The organism is Pseudomonas sp. JS3066 (assembly GCF_036328175.1).
In the GTDB taxonomy this organism is placed as follows: domain Bacteria; phylum Pseudomonadota; class Gammaproteobacteria; order Pseudomonadales; family Pseudomonadaceae; genus Metapseudomonas.
Window position 1 is genome coordinate 2,116,006 of sequence record NZ_CP143312.1, and the last position, 17,383, is coordinate 2,133,388.

Sequence of the window (17,383 nt, forward strand, 5' to 3'; positions counted from 1 at the left end):
GGAGCGAGCTTGCTCGCGAAAGATCGCGCTAGGACTGTTCGCGCGCAAGCTCGCTCCTACGATCCTTCTGCCTCGGTCAATACACCCAGACTTCCACTCGACGGTTGCGAATCCGTCCCTCTTCGGCCGTGTTGGCCGCCACCGGCAGTTCGTCTCCAAGCCCAGTCACATCCTTCAGGACGACGCCGCCCTTGACCAGTTCGCGGCGCACGGCCATGGCTCGCAGCTTGGACAGCAGCTCAGCCCGTTGCGGGTCGGCCTTGGGATCGCCGAAGCCTACCAGTACGACTTTCTGCTCCAGTTTGCTGGTCTGCTTCAGGTAGTCCAGCACGCGTTGCACATCGCGCTGGGCCTTGTTGTCGAGGTTGGCGCTGCCTTCCTGGAAGCGGAAATTCACCGATAGCCGCTGGGCGTTGCTGGCCAGTTCGCGGTAGTTCTCCGGCATGTCCTTTTGGGCCTGGACCTTGATTGCCTGGACCTGTTGGGCGACGAAGCCACTCTGGTCGACGATCGCCTGGCCGCGAGCGCTCTGGGCGAAGTGCACCAGCGACTTGGCCCAGCGGTTCTGTTCGCCTGGCCTCATATAAAGGAACAGGCGACGCGACAGCGGATAGTCTTCGGTGGCGATCAGCTCGGCGCTGGGGGGCATCGCCTGGGAATCACCGTCGGCGATGGCCAGGGCGCGGGCCTGGTTGATCGAGGCGAGGCCGACGAAGCCGATACCTTGCGGATCGGTGCTGACGGCGGCGGAAAGCTTGTCATTGGATTCGAAGCGCTGGGCCGTGTTGGCCAGCGTCTTGCCCTGGCGGGCCAGCACCAGTTCCTTGAAGGTGTCGTAGGTGCCCGACTGGTCATCGCGGGCATAAAGATGGATGGCGCCACCCTTGCCGCCGAGCTCTTCCCAGGTTTTCACCTCGCCGGCGAATACCGCGGCCAGTTGGGCGGTGGTCAGGGCGCGCAGCGGATTGCCCGGATGCAGGATGATGGCGAGGCCGTCGATGGCGATCACTTGCTCGGCGTACTGGCTTCGCAGGTCGCCGAAAGTGGACAGTTCCTGGGCCTCGGCATCCTTGATAGGGCGTGAAGAGGCGGCGAGGTCGGCGCTGCTGTCCTTGAGTGCGACGAAACCGGTGGACGAGCCATGGGCGGCCAGCTCCACCTGGATCTCCTTGCCCTGGGCATCATGAGCCACGATATGCACTTCGTTTTCCCGGTCGCCGGGCGTCTGGTGCACGCCGCGCAGTCCTTCCTCTTCCAGCATGCCCTTGACCAGAGCCGGGCCCAGTTTGGCACCGATCGTATTGGAGCCCTGGATGCGCAGGACGGTCTCGGGCTGGGCGGCGAACACCGACCAGGGGAAGGCATAGCAGATGAAACCGAGCAGCAACATGCTGAGGGCACGGCCCCACATGTCCTTGTCGCTGGCGGTCATGGCGCGCGGCATGGGCAGACACCTTGTACATAGGGAGTGAAAGGAGCCGCGAGATTAAGTCAGCCGGGTGACGGAGATATGACAAGGCGCTCTGCCTTGGGCCTTTTCCAACCTTGAGGCTCTTTCGCCTCGACTGCCCAGGGGTATTCCTACAACGCTATAAGTCCGTTCCTGCAACCCGGAAATCTGCCAGGGGGTAGGGTATCCCGCTGCCCGAAACGCCCCGTGAGAGGTGCTTCGAGTTGGCGCATTAAGCGCATCCCTTACTTGTTCAAGGAGTGTTTGAGATGAGTGGTTGGTTCGAGCTGCGAAAGAACACTGGTGGCACCTGGCGCCTGCGTTTGAAGGCGGCCGACGCGCAAACCCTTGTGGATACCGGCATCCATGAAGACCGTGGCACTGCAGAGGAGGCCATGGCCCGTTTTCGCGAGAATTGCGTGCATGAGGAGCGCTTCGTACGGCGCATCGATTCCAGCGGCAAGAACTACTTCAAGCTGCGCGCAGCCAACAAGGAGGTGATCGTCCGGAGCCACCTCTATGATTCGGAGCATGCCCTGCAACGGGCCATCGAAACCATCATGCGGGTAGGTGCGACCCGGATGGTGAAAGAGGCCTGAGCAAACAGGCGCTGAAAGAAGAAAGGCCCATCATCGATGGGCCTTTTTCGTGTGCGGGCTCAAGGCCGGCGCCCTGCGGCGACAGCCTGCGGGGTCAGGCCAGTTCCAGCCAGATGGGCGCATGATCCGACGGCTTTTCCATGCCGCGCAGGTCGTAGTCGATGCCAGCGTCCTTGATGCGTGCCTGCAGCGGGCTGGTGGCGAGAATCACGTCGATACGCAGGCCGCGCTTGGGTTCATCTTCGAATCCGCGGCTGCGGTAGTCGAACCAGCTGAAGCGGTCATTCACCTCGGGGTTGAGGTGGCGGAAGCTGTCCACCAGGCCCCAGTTCTTCAGGCGCGCGAGCCATTCGCGCTCTTCCGGCAGGAAGCTGCATTTGCCGGTCTTCAGCCAGCGCTTGCGGTTCTCTTCGCCGATGCCGATGTCGCAGTCTTCCGGCGAGATGTTGATGTCGCCCATCACCACCAGTTGCTGGCTCGGTTGGAATTGCTGCTCCAGCAGCACTTGCAGGTCGGCGTAGAAGCGTTCCTTGGCGGGGAACTTGACCGGATGGTCGCGGCTTTCGCCCTGCGGGAAGTAGCCGTTCATTACGGTCACCGGGTTGCCATGGGCATCGGCAAAGGTGCCGTAGATGAAGCGGCGCTGGGCTTCCTCGCCGTCGTTCGGGAAGCCCTTGAACAGGGAAATCGGCTCCTGGCGGGAGAGCAGGGCGACGCCGTAGTGCCCTTTCTGGCCGTGGTAGTGCACGTGGTAGCCGAGTTGGCGGATTTCCGCTTCCGGGAACTGCTCGTCGGCGACCTTGGTTTCCTGCAGGCCGATCACGTCCGGCTGGTGCTTGGCGATCAGCGCTTCGAGCTGGTGGGGGCGTGCCCGCAGGCCATTGATATTGAAAGAAACGATCTTCATCGCGAAGGCATCCTGGCAAAAACGCGATGCTAGCCGATGGTTGGCCGCCCGGCCAGCAGGCATGGCTGGGCCCGGAATCTGGTGCTAATTTCCTTCTTGGCCCGATAGAACCCATAACAAAAGAGGTGCCGTGAATGCCCGGTTACATCCCCACCGCGCCGGTCGAGGTGCGTCTGCTGGACGGCGGTTACGCCCGCGAAGCACGTTCCCTGCTGTACCACGCCTACCGCCATGAACCTACCTTCGCCTATCTGTTCGAGGCCGAGCGTCCCGGCTACGACCAGCGGGTACGTGCCACGGTACGAGAACTGGTGCAACAGCATTTCCTAGAGGACCTGCCGGCCATCGGCCTGCTGATCGAGGAGCGCCTGGTGGGCATAGCCCTGATCGCGCCTCCACAGCGCCGCCTGGACATCACCGAAAGCTGGGGCTGGCGGCTACGCATGCTGCTCACCACCGGATTCCGCTGCACCCGCCGCTATCTCGATTACCACGACGCTGTGCTCGCCTGCCTGCCTCCGGGGCCTTATCACGTGCTGCCGTTGCTCGGCATCCATCCGGAGTTCCAGGGGCGGCATCTCGGTGAAAAGCTGCTGGAGGCCTTGCACAACTGGTGCGCCGAGGACGATGGCTCCCAGGGGGTCGTGCTGGACACCGGCAACGTCCGTTACCTGGAGTTTTACAAGCGTCAGGGGTACGAGGAGGTGGGAGAGGTCGCCTTGGGTCCGGTGGTCGAGCATGTCTTCTTCCACCCCAATCCGCGGCCGGTGATGCGGGCTAGCGGCTGATTCGCATTTCCGACAGAAAGGGCGAAATGCCGTGGTAGGATTTCGCCCCATGAATTTCTGCCAAGGATTGCGCGGGCCGCTGCTGTTGGTCCTGCTCTGCACAAGCACTCTGGCGCTGGCCAAGGCCAGGCTGGACGTGAAAGTCGAACCTGCCAATGCGCCGTTGAAGGCCAATATCGAGGCCTATATCGGCGCCCTTGGCGACCGCAAGGAAGAAGACCTGCGACGTTTCCGGCGTTCAGCCGAGGACCAGGCGCGCCAGGCCGCTCAGGCGCTCGGCTATTACCAGGCCGAGATCGACAGCCGCGTCGAAGGTGGCAAGGACCCCGCCCTGCACCTGCTGGTGGTTCCCGGTGAGCCGGTGCGGCTGCGCAACGTAGTGGTGCGGATCGAGGGCGAGGCCGGCGCGCTTAAGGCGTTTCGCGTTCCCGATAGCAAGGCGCTGAAAACCGGTGCGCAACTCAACCACGGCGCCTACGAGGACGCCAAGAAACTGATCCAGAATCAGGGACTGCGCTACGGCTTCTTCGACGGACGCTTCAAGCGTCAGCGACTGGATATCGACCCGCGCGCCGGGGTGGCGGATATCGAGCTCATCTATGACAGCGGTCCGCGCTACAGCCTGGGTGCTGTCAGTTTCGATGGCGATACTCCATTCGATCCCGATCTGCTGGCACGTCTGGTGCCATTTCCAGCCATTACGCCCTACGACTCCGACCAGGTCGCCAAGCTCAGTCAACATCTGCAGGCCAGCGGCTACTTTGACGAGGTCCGGGTGGATGCCAGCCCGGTGAAGGGCGCCGGCCAGGTGATTCCCGTGAAGGTGAAACTGGCGACGGTGAAGCCGCGTACCGTTGGCCTGGGCATCGGTTTTTCCACCGACGTGGGCCCGCGTGCCCGTGCCAACTGGACCCGCCACTGGATCAACCGGCAGGGCCACCGCCTGGGCGCCGAGACCGAAGTGTCGCCGGTACGACAGAGCGTCGGCACCTGGTACGAGATTCCCCTGGACCCGCCGCTCACTGACACGCTGCGCTTCTCTACCGGCCTGCAACGGGAAAACCTGGTGGACGTGGACAGTCGGCGCTTCACCATCGGGGGCCAGTGGCAGTCCAAGCTGCCCAGCGACTGGCAACGGGTGGTCTCGCTGCGCTGGGAGCAGGAAACCTTCGACTTCGGCGATGGCAGCGACGACGGGCGCAGCAGCTTCCTCATTCCCGGTATCAGCTACGGCGTAACCCGCGGTGACAACAAGCTCGACCCCAATCGTGGCTATTCGCTGCAGTTCGACGTGCGTGGCGCCAAGGAGGGCATCCTCTCCGACACCGACTTCACCTATGCCAGCGCCATGGCCAAGGGGCTCTACACCTTGCCCGGTGGCCATCGCGTGCTGGGCCGGGTGCAGGCGGGCGGCATCGCCACCACTGATTTCGACGCCATCCCGCCGTCCCTGCGCTTCTTCGCCGGTGGCGACCAGAGCGTGCGCGGCTATGACTACCAGACCCTTTCGCCGGAAGACAGCAGCGGCAACAAGGTTGGCGGCCGCTACCTGCTGGTGGGCAGCGCCGAGTACCAGTATCCGGTCGCCGAGAAGTGGCGTCTGGCGGCGTTCGTCGACCGTGGCAATGCCATGGATTCCCTCAATGCGGCGATGAAGACCGGCGCCGGCATTGGCGTGCGCTGGGTTTCTCCGGTGGGGCCCATTCGCCTGGACGTGGCCAAGGCCCTGGATGATCCAGGCGGCTTCCGTATCCACTTCTCCATGGGGCCCGAGCTGTGAGGCGCAGTGTGAAGTACGGCCTTGCGGGGCTGGCCGCTGTTCTTGCGGCGGCGGTGGCGATTCCGGCAGCACTGCTGTTCACCGAAGCCGGTGGCCGCTGGGCCCTGGGTCAACTGCCGGGACTGGAAGTGGACGACTACAGAGGCACCCTGGGTGGCCGCTGGAGTGCCACCCGAATGTCGTGGCAGCAGGATGACACCGTCCTGAAACTGGAAGCGCCAATGCTGGACTGGAATCCCGCCTGTCTGCTGCGTCGCACCCTCTGCATCAACGAGCTGTCCAGCGACAGCATTCACCTCGATCTGCCTCCCACCCGGGATGTAGAAAGCGGCGGCCCCATGAGTCTGCCGGCGCTGCGTTTACCGTTGGCGCTGGAAGTCAGGCAAGTGCGAATTGGCCGCTTTCTGCTCGACGGCAATGACCAGCTGCAGCAGCTGGAGCTGGTTGCGCGATGGCAAGCGGATGGCGTGAACCTCGAACGTCTCAAGCTGCGCCGCGATGATCTGGACCTGGATCTCCACGGCAGGCTGCACCCCGAAGGTAATTGGCCCCTGGCCCTGCAGGGCAGCCTGCAGCTACCCGCGCCGGGAGAGGGACCGTGGACGCTGATGCTGAAGGCGGACGGCGAGCTGCAGTCAGCGATCCGGCTCCAGGCCGATAGCAGTGGCTACCTCAACGGCCGCCTCGACGGCGAGCTGCGCCCCCTGGCGGAGAACCTGCCGGCCAGCGCCACCCTGCGGGCCGATGGTTTCAAGGCCAGCACAGAGCTGCCGGATACCCTGACCCTCAACCAGGTGGTCCTGGACGCCAAGGGCGATCTCCAGGCGGGTTACGCCGTGCAGGGCAAGGCCAGCCTCCCGGGTGAAGGTGGCGCCGTAGCGCTGGACCTGGCTGGGCGAGTCGATGCCAACGGCGCGGACATCCAGCAGCTACTGCTCACTGGTGATGCCCAGCAGACCCTGGCGCTGCAGGGGCGGGTCGACTGGCAGCAGGAGCTGGCCATCGACAGCCGCCTGCAATGGCGTGATTTCCCCTGGCAACGGCTGTTCCCCCAGGAGCAACCTCCGCCAGTGGAGCTGCATCAGCTCGATGCCGAGGCGCGCTATGCCGCGTCGCGCTATGAGGGCAGGTTCGAAGCCAGCCTCAAGGGGCCGGCGGGCGACTTCAGCATTGGCAGTCCGGTGGTTGGAGACCTCGCCAGCGTCAACCTGCCCGACCTGCTGCTTAAAGCCGGGCGGGGGCGGGCGCAGGGCCAGGTGAAAGTTGATTTCGCCAACGGCGTAGGCTGGGACAGCCAACTGGCCCTGAGCGAGCTGGACCCTTCCTACTGGCTGGCCGAACTGCCCGGCAAACTGGCTGGCAAGCTGCAATCAAGGGGGGCTTGGCGCGACCAGCGACTGGAGCTGAATGCCGACCTCGACCTCAATGGCCAGCTGCGCGGCCAGCCGGCTGTGCTTCAGGCCAAAGCCGAAGGTGCCGGCGAGCGCTGGCTGCTCAATGCACTGCAGGCGCGCCTGGGTGACAACCGGATCGAGGGGCGAGGGCAGTTGGACCAGAAGCTCAGCGGCCATCTCGACCTGGCCCTGAATCGTCTTGGGCAGCTTTGGCCGAAACTCTTCGGCAAGGTCCAGGGGCGCCTCGACCTCGCTGGCACGCTGAAAGCGCCGCAGGGCAAGCTGGCACTGACCGGTGAACGGATGGGGCAGGGCGACAACCGCCTCGACAAGCTGAAGCTGGATGCCCAGCTCGACGCCGCCCAACGTGGCCGCGTGCAGTTGCAGGTGGATGGCCTCGCTTCCGGTGACAACGAGTTCGGCACGCTCACGGCTGACGGTTCTGGCGACCGGATACGCCAGCAACTCGAAATGAACCTCAAGGGGCCGATGCTCGATCTGCTGTTGGCCCTGGATGGCAAGCTGGACGGCGGCAACTGGCGCGGTCGTCTTGCCCGGGGGGAAGTCCAGGCCGGTGGCCAGGACTGGCGCCTGGAAGCCCCTGCGCGACTGGAGCGACTGGCCGACGGCAAGCTGAACTTCGGCGCCCATTGCTGGCGCTCGGGCCCGGCGAGCCTCTGCGGCGGGGAACAGCGCCTGATGCCTGAGCCAAAGCTGGATTACCGCCTGCGCGACTTCCCCCTGGCCAGCCTCGCGCGCTGGTTACCAGAGGACTTCGCCTGGCAGGGCCAACTCAACGGCGACCTCAAGCTCGACCTGCCCGCCAGCGGCCCGAATGGCCAGATCACCCTGGACGCCGGGAGCGGCGTGCTGCGCCTGAAGGAAGAAGATCGCTGGGTCGATTTCCCCTACCAGCGCCTGCTGCTCGATAGCACCCTGCGTCCACAGCGAATCGACAACCAGCTGAGCTTCCAGGGTCAAGGCCTTGGCGAATTGCAGCTGGATGCGCGAATCGATCCGCGTCCTGCGAACAAACCGCTGTCCGGACAGTTCCGCCTGGACGGACTGGACCTTGCGGTGCTGCGTCCCTTCGTACCCAAGGTGGAAAGCCTTGAAGGCCGCCTTGAAGGTGCCGGCAGCCTGAGCGGTACCCTGCAGGCTCCCTATGTCCTGGGCAACTTGCGACTGGCGGATGGTCGAATCGGTGGTGGCGACCTGCCCATGAGCTTCGAGAACCTGGGCCTGGACGCACGAATCGCCGGCGAGAACATGGAACTGAGCGGGCAATGGCGCAGTGGCGAGCAAGGCCAGGGCAGCCTGTCCGGCAGTCTCGCCTGGGCTCAGGGTCTGGACCTCGATCTCGCGTTGCGTGGCACTCGCCTGCCGCTGGTGGTGGAACCTTACGCCAACCTGGAAGTGGAGCCGGACTTGAACATCGGACTGTCCGGTGATCGCCTCTCCGTGAGTGGCAAGGTGCAGGTGCCGCGAGGCAAGATCAAAGTCCGCGAGCTGCCGCCGCAAGCGGTCAAGGTCTCCCCGGATGCCCGTGTGGTCGGCGAGCAGGAGGCAGAGCAACAGCCGCTGCAGATGGCCATGAACGTGGATGTGGAAGTCGGCCAGGACCGCCTGCAGTTTTCCGGCTTCGGCCTGACCGCAGACCTCCAGGGGCATCTCAAGGTTGGCGACAACCTCACTGGCAACGGTGAGCTGGTACTGAAGAACGGTCGTTATCGGGCGTATGGCCAGCGCCTCGACCTGCGCCGTGCGCGTCTGCTGTTCGCCGGCCCGCTGGATCAGCCCTACCTGGATGTGGAAGCCGTCCGCGTCATTGGCGACGTCACTGCAGGCCTGCGGCTGAATGGTCGTGCCGACGAACCCGCTACCGAAGTGTTCTCCAATCCGGCCATGAGCCAGGAGCAGGCGCTGTCCTATCTGATTCTCGGCCGGCCGATGAACACCAGTGAAGGTGACGGCAACGCCGTGGGCCGCGCGGCATTGGCCATGGGCCTTTCCGGGAGTGCTTCGTTGACCAGCGAACTGGCCCAGAGTCTCGGCCTCAAGGACCTTCAACTCGATGATGATGGCGCCCTGGGGCAGATTACCGATCGCCTGAGCATCCGTTACGGACTCGGGGTGGTGGACTCCACCAGCGTGGTGGCGCTGCGCTACGAGCTGACCAAGCGTCTTTACCTGGAGGCCGCCAGTGGCTTGGCGAGTTCACTGGATCTCTTCTACAAGCGGGATTTCTGAACGCGGCCCTTGAGATGGGCATCCAAGGGTGGATCACGCTTCATCGATCCACCATAGAAGCCTGAATTGGCAACCATTGATGGATGCAAAAAACGACATCCACCCTGCATTCATCCAGTAGTTGGGATGCGTTAGCATCCAGTCGAATTCTCCCGCGCCGGGCTGACTCAAAAGTCAGGACATTTTCCCTGACCCGTGATTAACTCAGCGCTTTACTACAACACCACCTGAAACAAGGACCCATGCAATGGCTCAAGTAACCCTCAAGGGCAATCCGATCAACGTTGACGGCCAACTGCCGCAGAAAGGCCAGCAAGCCCCGGCCTTCAGCCTGGTTGGCGGCGACCTGTCCGACGTGACCCTGGCCAGCCTGAGCGGCAAGCGCAAGGTGCTCAACATCTTCCCGAGCGTTGACACTCCGACCTGCGCCACGTCCGTGCGCAAGTTCAACGTCGAGGCCAGCAAACTGGCGAACACCGTGGTGCTGTGCATCTCCGCCGACCTGCCGTTCGCCCAGAAGCGCTTCTGCGGCGCCGAAGGCCTGGAGAACGTGGTGAACCTGTCCACCATGCGCGGTGCCAGCTTCCTCAAGGACTACGGCGTCGCCATCGCCAACGGCCCGCTGGCTGGCATTGCCGCCCGTGCCGTAGTGGTTCTGGACGAGAACGACAAGGTGCTGCATAGCGAGCTGGTAGGCGAAATCGCCGACGAGCCGAACTACGCGGCTGCCATCGCTGCCCTGTAAGGCAAGATGAAATGAAGAAGGGAGGCCAATGGCCTCCCTTTTTTCTTGCGCGCTGTGGGGTTGAGGCTGATCTGTGGGAGCGAATTCATTCGCGATTGAAATCGCTCCCACAGGGCAGGGCTACAGCGTCAGTTTCAGGTTTCTGACCAGTGCTCCCGGCAGCAGTGCCGACCAGGTCTGGCGCTCGCCGTAGGTGCTGTTGGACAAGCGCAACTGTCGCTCCTGGGTCAGCTCTTCCAACTGGTCGCCGAGCAGGTTGAACAGGCTGTCATCGAAACGCATGGTGTCCACTGGCGCCTGGATCTGGCCGTCTTCCACCCAGAATGTGGCGAAGCGGGTCATGCCGGTCATGCGTGCGGCAGGCAGGTCGGACCAGTTCAGGTACCAGAGATTGCCGATGTAGAGACCGTTACCAAGGCGCTCCAGCACGTTTTCCAGGGGAAGCGTGCCAGCGCCCATCACCAGTGACTGGGTGGCTTCGTTGGCGTCGGCGCAGTTGGCCTGCAGGTCGTATTCGCGCGCGCTGCGGGGATAGACCAGTTGCCCGGTGAGCTTGCCGCCGCGCACCAGTGACACATCGCTGCGCGGGGCTCCCTCTGGGCCGAAGGCCGGGGCCAGGGCGCCGGCAACCTGTTCGTCGAGGTTGAGTAGCGGACTCAAGTGGGCGCTGCCGTCATGCAGGCGCTGCAGAGGGCTTTCCTTGTTGGCCAGGGCGCGGGCTGAAAAACCAGTCCAGGAGAGCATGCCCAACACTTCGTCCAGGGCGGCCGGGGCCAGGTAGGCGCGGTAGTCGCCGGGGTGCAGGTGACGCACTGGCTTGCCCAGATACTCCAGTTGCCGGCGGGCATTGTCGAAGCGACTGGCAAACTCATTGGCGTCCCAGCGTGCGCCGGCGTAATCGGCCTTCACCGCCTGGTGATTGGCGTGGAACAGGCTCCAGTCGAAGTTGAAGCAGTGTGCTGCGTGCCATCCGAGGGCGCCGAAGCTATTGGCGAAACCCCGGTACAACGGGCCGGCGGCGTAGATACCCACCAGGTCGAGGCCGTTGGCCGCTTCGTCGATCCCGGCCAGCACGCTGGCGCAGTCGGGAAGGGTGGCTTCGTCTACCGAACGACGATGCCAGGCGGAGCGCTCCACTTGCAGGTAAGGGTCCGGCTGCAACTGGCAGATCACCAGGCGCAGCTGCACCAGGCCTTCGGCCAGATGCTGGCGGTCGCTTTCCGGATCGCCGGATAACGCGATGGCGATCTCCGCGCTGCGATCGTCGCGGATCAGCCGCAGGCGGCCGGTGCCCTGGGTCACGTGCCCCGCCTGGCGCACCTGGGCACGGTTGAAACGAATGAACTCGGACTCCTCGCCGCTGTACCAGAGGCTGAAATCCTCGCCGGCCTGCAGGTTGGCGTTCAGGCTTTCGGCCAGGGCGGTGAAGCGGGATTCTGCGTCAGCCATCACTGGGCTCCTCCAAAGACTTCCACTTGTCTGAAGACGCATGCGGGCGAGGCATGGCCCACGCGCACCACCTGGTTCGGCTCGCCCTTGCCGCAATAGGGCGTGCCATGGACCTCGAAGGTGCTGGCATTGCCCACTGCGGCGAGGTTGCGCCAGAACTGCGCGGAAACCCCGCGATAGTTGGGGTTCTTTACCACGCCCCGGAGTTCGCCATCCTCGATCAGCCGACCCCACTCGCAGCCGAACTGGAACTTGTTACGGGCGTCATCGATGGACCAGGAGCGATTGGTGCTCATCAGGACGCCGCGCTCGATGCCGCCGATGAGCTGGGTCAGGCTCTGGTCGCCCGGCTCCAGGTTGAGATTGGCCATGCGGTCGATGGGGGCGCGATTCCAGCTGCTCGCCCGGCTGTTGGCCACGCCCGGCAGGCCGCTGCGTTGCTGGGACAGGGCGCCGCCGAGCGGGCGCAGGAGCACGCCATCCCGGATGAGCATTTCCTTGCTTGCCAGCCGGCCGTCGTCATCGTGGCTGTAACTGGCCAACTCTTCCGGGATGCCTGGATCGAAGCTGACATTCAGCAGCGGCGAGCCGTACTGATAGCGGCCGAAGTCCTCCAGGCCGATGAAACTGGTGCCGGCATAGTTGCGTTCGTCTCCGAGGATGCGGTCAAGCTCCAGCGGGTGGCCGATGGACTCGTGGATCTGCAGCATCATCTGGTCCGGCATCAGCAAGAGGTCGGTGATCCCGCTGGGGGTATTGGGCGCCAGCAGCAGTTGCAGCGCCTCGTCGGCCACGCGCTCAGCGGCGCCGACGAAACCCAGGCGCTGCAGCACTTCGGTGCCGCCTTGCTGGCCACTGCCGTAGCCGCCGAAGCTGCGAGTCTGGCTGTCACTGCCGTCGAAAGCGGTGACGCTGATGCCGGGGTAGGTGAAGCGCAGGTCCTGCCATTGCTCGGCGCCGGCACTGTTGAGGTAGAGCTGCTCATGGCGCTGGCTGTCGAGATAGAGGCTCCAGTTGACCAGGCGCGCGTCATTGGGGATTCGCGCCGATTCCTCGGCCAGCAGTTCGAAGCGTTCGGCGAGGCTGGGGAAGGGCTGCTCCAGTCCCGGTGAACGGTAGTCCGCACTTCCTCGGGGCGACTCGAGTCGGCTCTGGTCCACCAGGGCGTAGCGGGCGATCTGCCGGGCCAGCTCCTCGGCCTTGTCCAGGGCCCGTTGCAGCCCGGAGGGGCTGAGGTCGGCAGTGGCCGCATAGGCTTCCACGCCAGCGAAGCGCACGCTGAGCATCGCCCCCATGTCCAGCCCCAGGGACGGCGGCTCGGCGATGCCGCGGCGCACCATGGCCTGTTCGGAGCTCTGGCGGACGATGCGCAAGGAATGGACCTCGGCACCTGTCCTGAGAGCGGCAAAACGCTGCCTGAAACATTCGAACACGGAACTCTCCCTGGCCCGGTGTAATCACTTGTGGCCGCAAAAGCAGGGTAATCGCAGGTCAGTAAGGATAGTTCGCTGCGTCGGGCCTAGGTAAATAGCCGGTAAATAGACTTTGCCTTCTGCTTTCAACTGCTTATCGTTCACGCTCTCGCATACCTCGACTCGAATCATGTCCCCGATCACTGAGATTTCCCCGAACTCCCGTTCCCTCCGTAACTGGCTCGTCATTGCCGTCTCGCTGTTGGCACTGCTGGTCCTGATCTGGTGGTTCTGGCCAGAAGCCGCCTCCAAAGCCGGCCACCAGAACGGCCGAGGGGGAGCCGGGCGCCCCGGATTCGGTGCCTTCTCGGGACCGGTACCGGTGCGTGTCGCCACCATCAGCCAGGGCGACTTCCCGGTTTACCTCAAGGCTCTCGGCACCGTTACTGCGCTGAACACCGTAAACGTGCGCGGTCGTGTCGATGGTGAACTGGTCAAGCTGCAGTTCGAGGAAGGTCAACAGGTCAAGGCTGGCGACCTGCTGGCGGTGATCGACCCGCGTCCCTACCAGGTCGCCCTGCAACAGGCCGAAGGCACCCTGGCGCAAAACCGCGCGCAACTGAAGAACGCCGAAATCGACCTGGGCCGCTACAAGGGCCTCTATGCCGAGGACAGCATCGCCAAGCAGACCCTGGACACCCAGGAAGCGCTGGTGGCGCAGTACCGCGGGACCATCAAGACCGACGAGGCGGCCGTGGCTTCAGCCAGGCTGAACCTCGGTTTCACCCAGGTGCGCGCGCCCATTTCCGGTCGCCTCGGCCTGCGCCAGGTGGACCTCGGCAACCTGGTCAGCAGCGGCGACACCACGCCGCTGGTGGTCATCACCCAGACCAAGCCCATCAGCGTCGCCTTCACCCTCCCCGAGGGCCAGTTGCCGCAGGTGGTCAGCCGCTTCCGTGCCGGCCAGCCCCTGGTGGTCGAGGCGTGGGACCGTGGCGACAAGGTCAAGCAGGCCGAAGGCGTGCTGCAGAGCCTGGACAACCAGATCGACACCACCACCGGCACCCTGAAACTCAAGGCGCGTTTCGCCAACGAAGACGAAGTCCTCTTCCCCAACCAGTTCGTCAATGTCCGCCTGCGCGCCGAGTTGCTGACGCAGGCGGTGCTGATTCCTTCGGCTGCCGTGCAGTTCGGCAGCCAGGGCACCTTCGCCTACGTGATGGATGGCGACAAGAAGGTCAAGGTCCGCAAGCTGGAAACCGGTCCGGACGACGGCGAGCGCACGGTGGTCAAGAGCGGTCTGCAGCCAGGCGAGCGCGTCGTGCTGGAAGGTACCGACCGCCTGCGCGACGGCAGCGACGTGGAAGTGGTGCATGACGCCGACGAGGTTCCAGTGCAGCCCACCGAGCAACTGCAGGGCGCCAAACCTGAAGGCCAGGACGCGAAAGGCGGCGTATGAACCTCTCTCGCCTGTTCATCCTGCGGCCGGTCGCCACCACTCTGAGCATGCTGGCGATCCTCCTCGCCGGCCTGATCGCCTACCGCCTGTTGCCGGTTTCCGCGCTGCCCGAGGTGGATTATCCGACCATCCGCGTCCTCACCCTCTATCCGGGCGCCAGCCCGGACGTGATGACCAGCGCCGTTACCGCGCCGCTGGAGCGCCAGTTCGGGCAGATGCCAGGGCTGACCCAGATGTCTTCCACCAGTTCCGGCGGTGCCTCGGTCATCACCCTGCGCTTCAGCCTGGAAATAAATCTGGACGTGGCCGAGCAGGAGGTGCAGGCGGCCATCAACGCGGCCACCAACCTGCTACCCAACGACTTGCCGGCGCCGCCGGTCTACAACAAGGTCAATCCGGCCGATACCCCGGTGCTGACCCTGGCCATCAGCTCGAAGACCATGCCGCTGCCCAGGCTGCATAACCTGGTGGACACCCGCATGGCGCAGAAACTGGCGCAGATCAGCGGCGTGGGCATGGTCAGCATCGCCGGCGGCCAGCGCCAGGCGGTGCGCATTCGCGTCAATCCCGAAGCCCTGGCGGCCAATGGCCTGAACCTGTCCGACGTGCGCAGCCTGGTGAGCGCGTCCAACGTCAACCAGCCCAAGGGCAACTTCGACGGCCCGACCCGCGTTTCCATGCTGGACGCCAATGACCAGCTCAAGTCCGCCGAGGAATACGCCAACCTCATCCTCGCCTACAACAACGGCGCCGCCCTGCGACTGAAGGATGTCGCCAGTATCGTCGACGGTGCTGAGAACGAGCGCCTCGCCGCCTGGGCCAACCAGAACGAGGCGGTGCTGCTGAACATCCAGCGCCAGCCCGGCGCCAACGTGATCGAGGTGGTGGACCGCATCCAGGCCCTGATGCCGTCGATCACCGCCAACCTGCCGGCGGGCATCGATGTCGTGGTCCTCACCGACCGCACCCAGACCATCCGCGCGGCCATCACCGATGTGCAGCATGAGCTATTCCTCGCCATCGCCCTGGTGGTGATGGTGACCTTCCTGTTCCTGCGCCGGATGAGTGCCACCATCATCCCGTCCATCGCCGTGCCGCTGTCCCTGGTGGGCACTTTCGCGGTGATGTACCTGGCCGGCTTCTCCATCAACAACCTGACGCTGATGGCACTGACCATCGCCACCGGCTTCGTGGTGGACGACGCCATCGTCATGCTGGAAAACATCTCCCGTCACCTGGAAGAGGGGGAGACACCGCTCAATGCCGCGCTCAAGGGTGCGAAGCAGATCGGTTTCACCCTGATCTCCCTGACCTTCTCGCTGATCGCCGTATTGATCCCGTTGCTGTTCATGGCTGATGTGGTGGGCCGGCTGTTCCGCGAGTTCGCCATCACGCTGGCGGTGGCGATCCTGATCTCGCTGGTGGTCTCCCTGACCCTGACGCCCATGATGTGCGCGCGCCTGCTCAAGCGGGAGAAGAAAGAAGAGGAGGGCGGTTTCTACAAGGCCAGCGGTGATTTCATCGACGGCATGATCCAACGCTATGGCCTTGGCCTGACCTGGGTGCTCAGGCACCAGGGCCTGACCCTGCTGGTGGCCATCGGCACCCTGGTGTTGACCGTGCTGCTCTACCTCGCGGTACCCAAGGGCTTCTTCCCGGTGCAGGACACCGGCGTCATCCAGGGCATCACCGAGGCGCCGCAGTCGGTGTCCTTCCGCTCCATGAGCGAACGCCAGCAGAAGGTCGCCGCGCTGATCCTCAAGGACCCGGCGGTGGCCAGCCTGACGTCCTACATCGGCGTCGACGGCGACAACGTCACCCTTAACAGCGGCCGCATGCTGATCAACCTCAAGCCCCACGGCGACCGCGATGTGACCGCCAGCGAGGTGATCCAGCGCCTGCAGCCCGAGCTCGACAAACAGAGCGACATCCGTCTTTACCTGCAGCCGGTGCAGGACCTGACCATCGAGGACCGGGTCAGCCGCACCCAATTCCAGTTCAGCATGGAATCCCCGGACGCCGACCTGCTCAACGAGTGGACAGGCAAGCTGGTGGACGCCCTGCGTCAGCAGCCGGAGCTATCGGACGTGGCCAGTGACCTTCAGGACAAGGGCCTGCAGGTGTACCTGAACATCGACCGCGACATGGCCGGACGCCTGGGTGTGGAGATTTCCGCCATCACCGACGCCCTCTATGACGCCTTCGGCCAGCGGCAGATTTCTACCATCTTCACCCAGTCCAGCCAGTACCGCGTGGTGCTGGAATCCGCCGCCGGCGAAGTGATCGGCCCGCAGGCGCTGCAGCAGATTCACGTCGTCACCAGTGCCGGCACCCAGGTGCCGCTCTCGGCACTGGCCACAGTGGAAGAGCGCCAGACGCAACTGGCGGTCAGCCATATCGGCCAGTTCCCGGCCGTGACCCTGTCCTTCAACCTGGCGCCTGGCGTCGCCCTGGGCGAAGCGGTGGCGGTGATCGAACGGGTGCAGCAGGACATCGGCATGCCCGAAGGCATCCAGACCCGCTTCCAGGGCGCGGCGGCGGCCTTCCAGGCGTCGCTGTCGAGCACGCTGCTGCTGATCCTGGCGGCGGTGGTGACCATGTACATCGTGCTGGGGGTGCTCTACGAGAGCTATATCCACCCGGTGACCATCCTCTCCACGTTGCCTTCGGCGGGCGTCGGCGCCCTGCTTGCGCTGCTGCTGACCGGCAATGACCTGGGCCTGATCGCGATCATCGGCATCATCCTGCTGATCGGCATCGTGAAGAAGAACGCCATCATGATGATCGACTTCGCCCTGGACGCGGAGCGGCACCAGGGCATGTCGCCCGAGGATGCGATCTACCAGGCGGCGCTGCTGCGCTTCCGACCGATCCTGATGACCACTCTGGCGGCCCTGTTCGGCGCCATCCCGCTGATGTTGGCTACCGGCTCCGGCGCCGAACTGCGCCAGCCACTGGGCCTGGTCATGGTGGGCGGCCTGCTGCTGTCCCAGGTGCTGACCCTGTTCACCACCCCGGTGATCTACCTGGCCTTCGACCGCCTGGCCCGTCGCTTCACCGGCCGCAGTGCGGCGGGGGTGGCGGTATGAGCCGCTTTTACTCCCCCTCCCCCTGGGAGAGGGCGGGGGTGAGGGCAGTCGTGCTCCGCGC

At 64.5% G+C, this 17,383-nt stretch carries 11 protein-coding genes; 7 read left to right on the top strand and 4 right to left on the bottom strand.

The annotated features are described in order from the left end of the window. Nucleotides 1-76: 76 nt before the first annotated feature. Nucleotides 77-1,444 carry a substrate-binding domain-containing protein gene (locus SA496_RS09860; protein WP_120651390.1) on the bottom strand — a complete coding sequence of 456 codons (1,368 nt, stop codon included), beginning with the start codon at nt 1,442-1,444 and terminating at the stop codon, nt 77-79. Nucleotides 1,445-1,719: 275 nt separating this feature from the next. On the opposite strand from SA496_RS09860, the gene SA496_RS09865 reads away from it, so the two are divergent. After that, nucleotides 1,720-2,049, top strand: coding sequence for a YegP family protein (locus SA496_RS09865; protein WP_153921395.1), 330 nt, complete (start codon nt 1,720-1,722; stop codon nt 2,047-2,049). A 94-nt stretch (nt 2,050-2,143) separates the two neighbouring features. On the opposite strand, the gene xthA is transcribed toward SA496_RS09865, so the two are convergent. Next, on the bottom strand, nt 2,144-2,956 hold the full coding sequence (gene xthA, locus SA496_RS09870) for an exodeoxyribonuclease III (RefSeq protein ID WP_120651388.1): 813 nt from the start codon (nt 2,954-2,956) through the stop codon (nt 2,144-2,146). Nucleotides 2,957-3,090: 134 nt separating this feature from the next. On the opposite strand from xthA, the gene SA496_RS09875 reads away from it, so the two are divergent. The 4 genes from SA496_RS09875 to tpx all read left to right on the top strand — a co-directional run bounded on the left by SA496_RS09875 (nt 3,091) and on the right by tpx (nt 9,913). Beyond that, the gene (locus tag SA496_RS09875) at nt 3,091-3,744 is read left to right on the top strand and encodes a GNAT family N-acetyltransferase (protein WP_120651387.1); all 654 of its coding nucleotides are present in this window, start codon (nt 3,091-3,093) and stop codon (nt 3,742-3,744) included. Between the two features lie 49 nt (nt 3,745-3,793). Further along, entirely contained in the window at nt 3,794-5,524 is a 1,731-nt protein-coding gene (locus tag SA496_RS09880) for an autotransporter assembly complex protein TamA (protein ID WP_330115347.1), read from the top strand. Then, on the top strand, nt 5,521-9,168 hold the full coding sequence (locus tag SA496_RS09885) for a translocation/assembly module TamB domain-containing protein (RefSeq protein ID WP_442965075.1): 3,648 nt from the start codon (nt 5,521-5,523) through the stop codon (nt 9,166-9,168). Before SA496_RS09880 ends, SA496_RS09885 begins: the two co-directional genes overlap by 4 nt. A 247-nt stretch (nt 9,169-9,415) precedes the next feature. Further along, nucleotides 9,416-9,913 carry a thiol peroxidase gene (gene tpx / locus SA496_RS09890; RefSeq protein ID WP_153921391.1) on the top strand — a complete coding sequence of 166 codons (498 nt, stop codon included), beginning with the start codon at nt 9,416-9,418 and terminating at the stop codon, nt 9,911-9,913. 120 nt (nt 9,914-10,033) lie between these two features. Here tpx and SA496_RS09895 read toward each other — a convergent pair whose 3' ends face one another. Together SA496_RS09895 and SA496_RS09900 are read right to left on the bottom strand one after the other, a co-directional pair. Then, nucleotides 10,034-11,362: a TldD/PmbA family protein gene (locus SA496_RS09895; RefSeq protein WP_120651383.1), complete on the bottom strand. Its 1,329-nt coding sequence runs from the start codon at nt 11,360-11,362 to the stop codon at nt 10,034-10,036. After that, on the bottom strand, nt 11,362-12,795 hold the full coding sequence (locus SA496_RS09900) for a TldD/PmbA family protein (protein WP_330115348.1): 1,434 nt from the start codon (nt 12,793-12,795) through the stop codon (nt 11,362-11,364). Before SA496_RS09900 ends, SA496_RS09895 begins: the two co-directional genes overlap by 1 nt. Nucleotides 12,796-12,964: 169 nt before the next feature. Here SA496_RS09900 and SA496_RS09905 point away from each other — a divergent pair, with 169 nt between their 5' ends. Together SA496_RS09905 and SA496_RS09910 are read left to right on the top strand one after the other, a co-directional pair. Then, nucleotides 12,965-14,233, top strand: a complete 1,269-nt coding sequence (locus tag SA496_RS09905; protein ID WP_330115349.1) for an MdtA/MuxA family multidrug efflux RND transporter periplasmic adaptor subunit — start codon at nt 12,965-12,967, stop codon at nt 14,231-14,233. Next, nucleotides 14,230-17,322, top strand: a complete 3,093-nt coding sequence (locus tag SA496_RS09910; RefSeq protein WP_120651380.1) for an MdtB/MuxB family multidrug efflux RND transporter permease subunit — start codon at nt 14,230-14,232, stop codon at nt 17,320-17,322. Before SA496_RS09905 ends, SA496_RS09910 begins: the two co-directional genes overlap by 4 nt. Nucleotides 17,323-17,383 lie beyond the last annotated feature (61 nt).

Bases quoted from the DNA above. Each gene is read 5' to 3' on its own strand.
- SA496_RS09905 (WP_330115349.1), top strand. From the start codon at position 12,965: ATGTCCCCGATCACTGAGATTTCCCCGAACTCCCGTTCCCTCCGTAAC.
- SA496_RS09895 (WP_120651383.1), bottom strand. From the start codon at position 11,362: ATGGCTGACGCAGAATCCCGCTTCACCGCCCTGGCCGAAAGCCTGAAC.
- SA496_RS09875 (WP_120651387.1), top strand. From the start codon at position 3,091: ATGCCCGGTTACATCCCCACCGCGCCGGTCGAGGTGCGTCTGCTGGAC.
- SA496_RS09880 (WP_330115347.1), top strand. From the start codon at position 3,794: ATGAATTTCTGCCAAGGATTGCGCGGGCCGCTGCTGTTGGTCCTGCTC.
- tpx (WP_153921391.1), top strand. From the start codon at position 9,416: ATGGCTCAAGTAACCCTCAAGGGCAATCCGATCAACGTTGACGGCCAA.
- SA496_RS09910 (WP_120651380.1), top strand. From the start codon at position 14,230: ATGAACCTCTCTCGCCTGTTCATCCTGCGGCCGGTCGCCACCACTCTG.
- xthA (WP_120651388.1), bottom strand. From the start codon at position 2,956: ATGAAGATCGTTTCTTTCAATATCAATGGCCTGCGGGCACGCCCCCAC.
- SA496_RS09860 (WP_120651390.1), bottom strand. From the start codon at position 1,444: ATGCCGCGCGCCATGACCGCCAGCGACAAGGACATGTGGGGCCGTGCC.
- SA496_RS09865 (WP_153921395.1), top strand. From the start codon at position 1,720: ATGAGTGGTTGGTTCGAGCTGCGAAAGAACACTGGTGGCACCTGGCGC.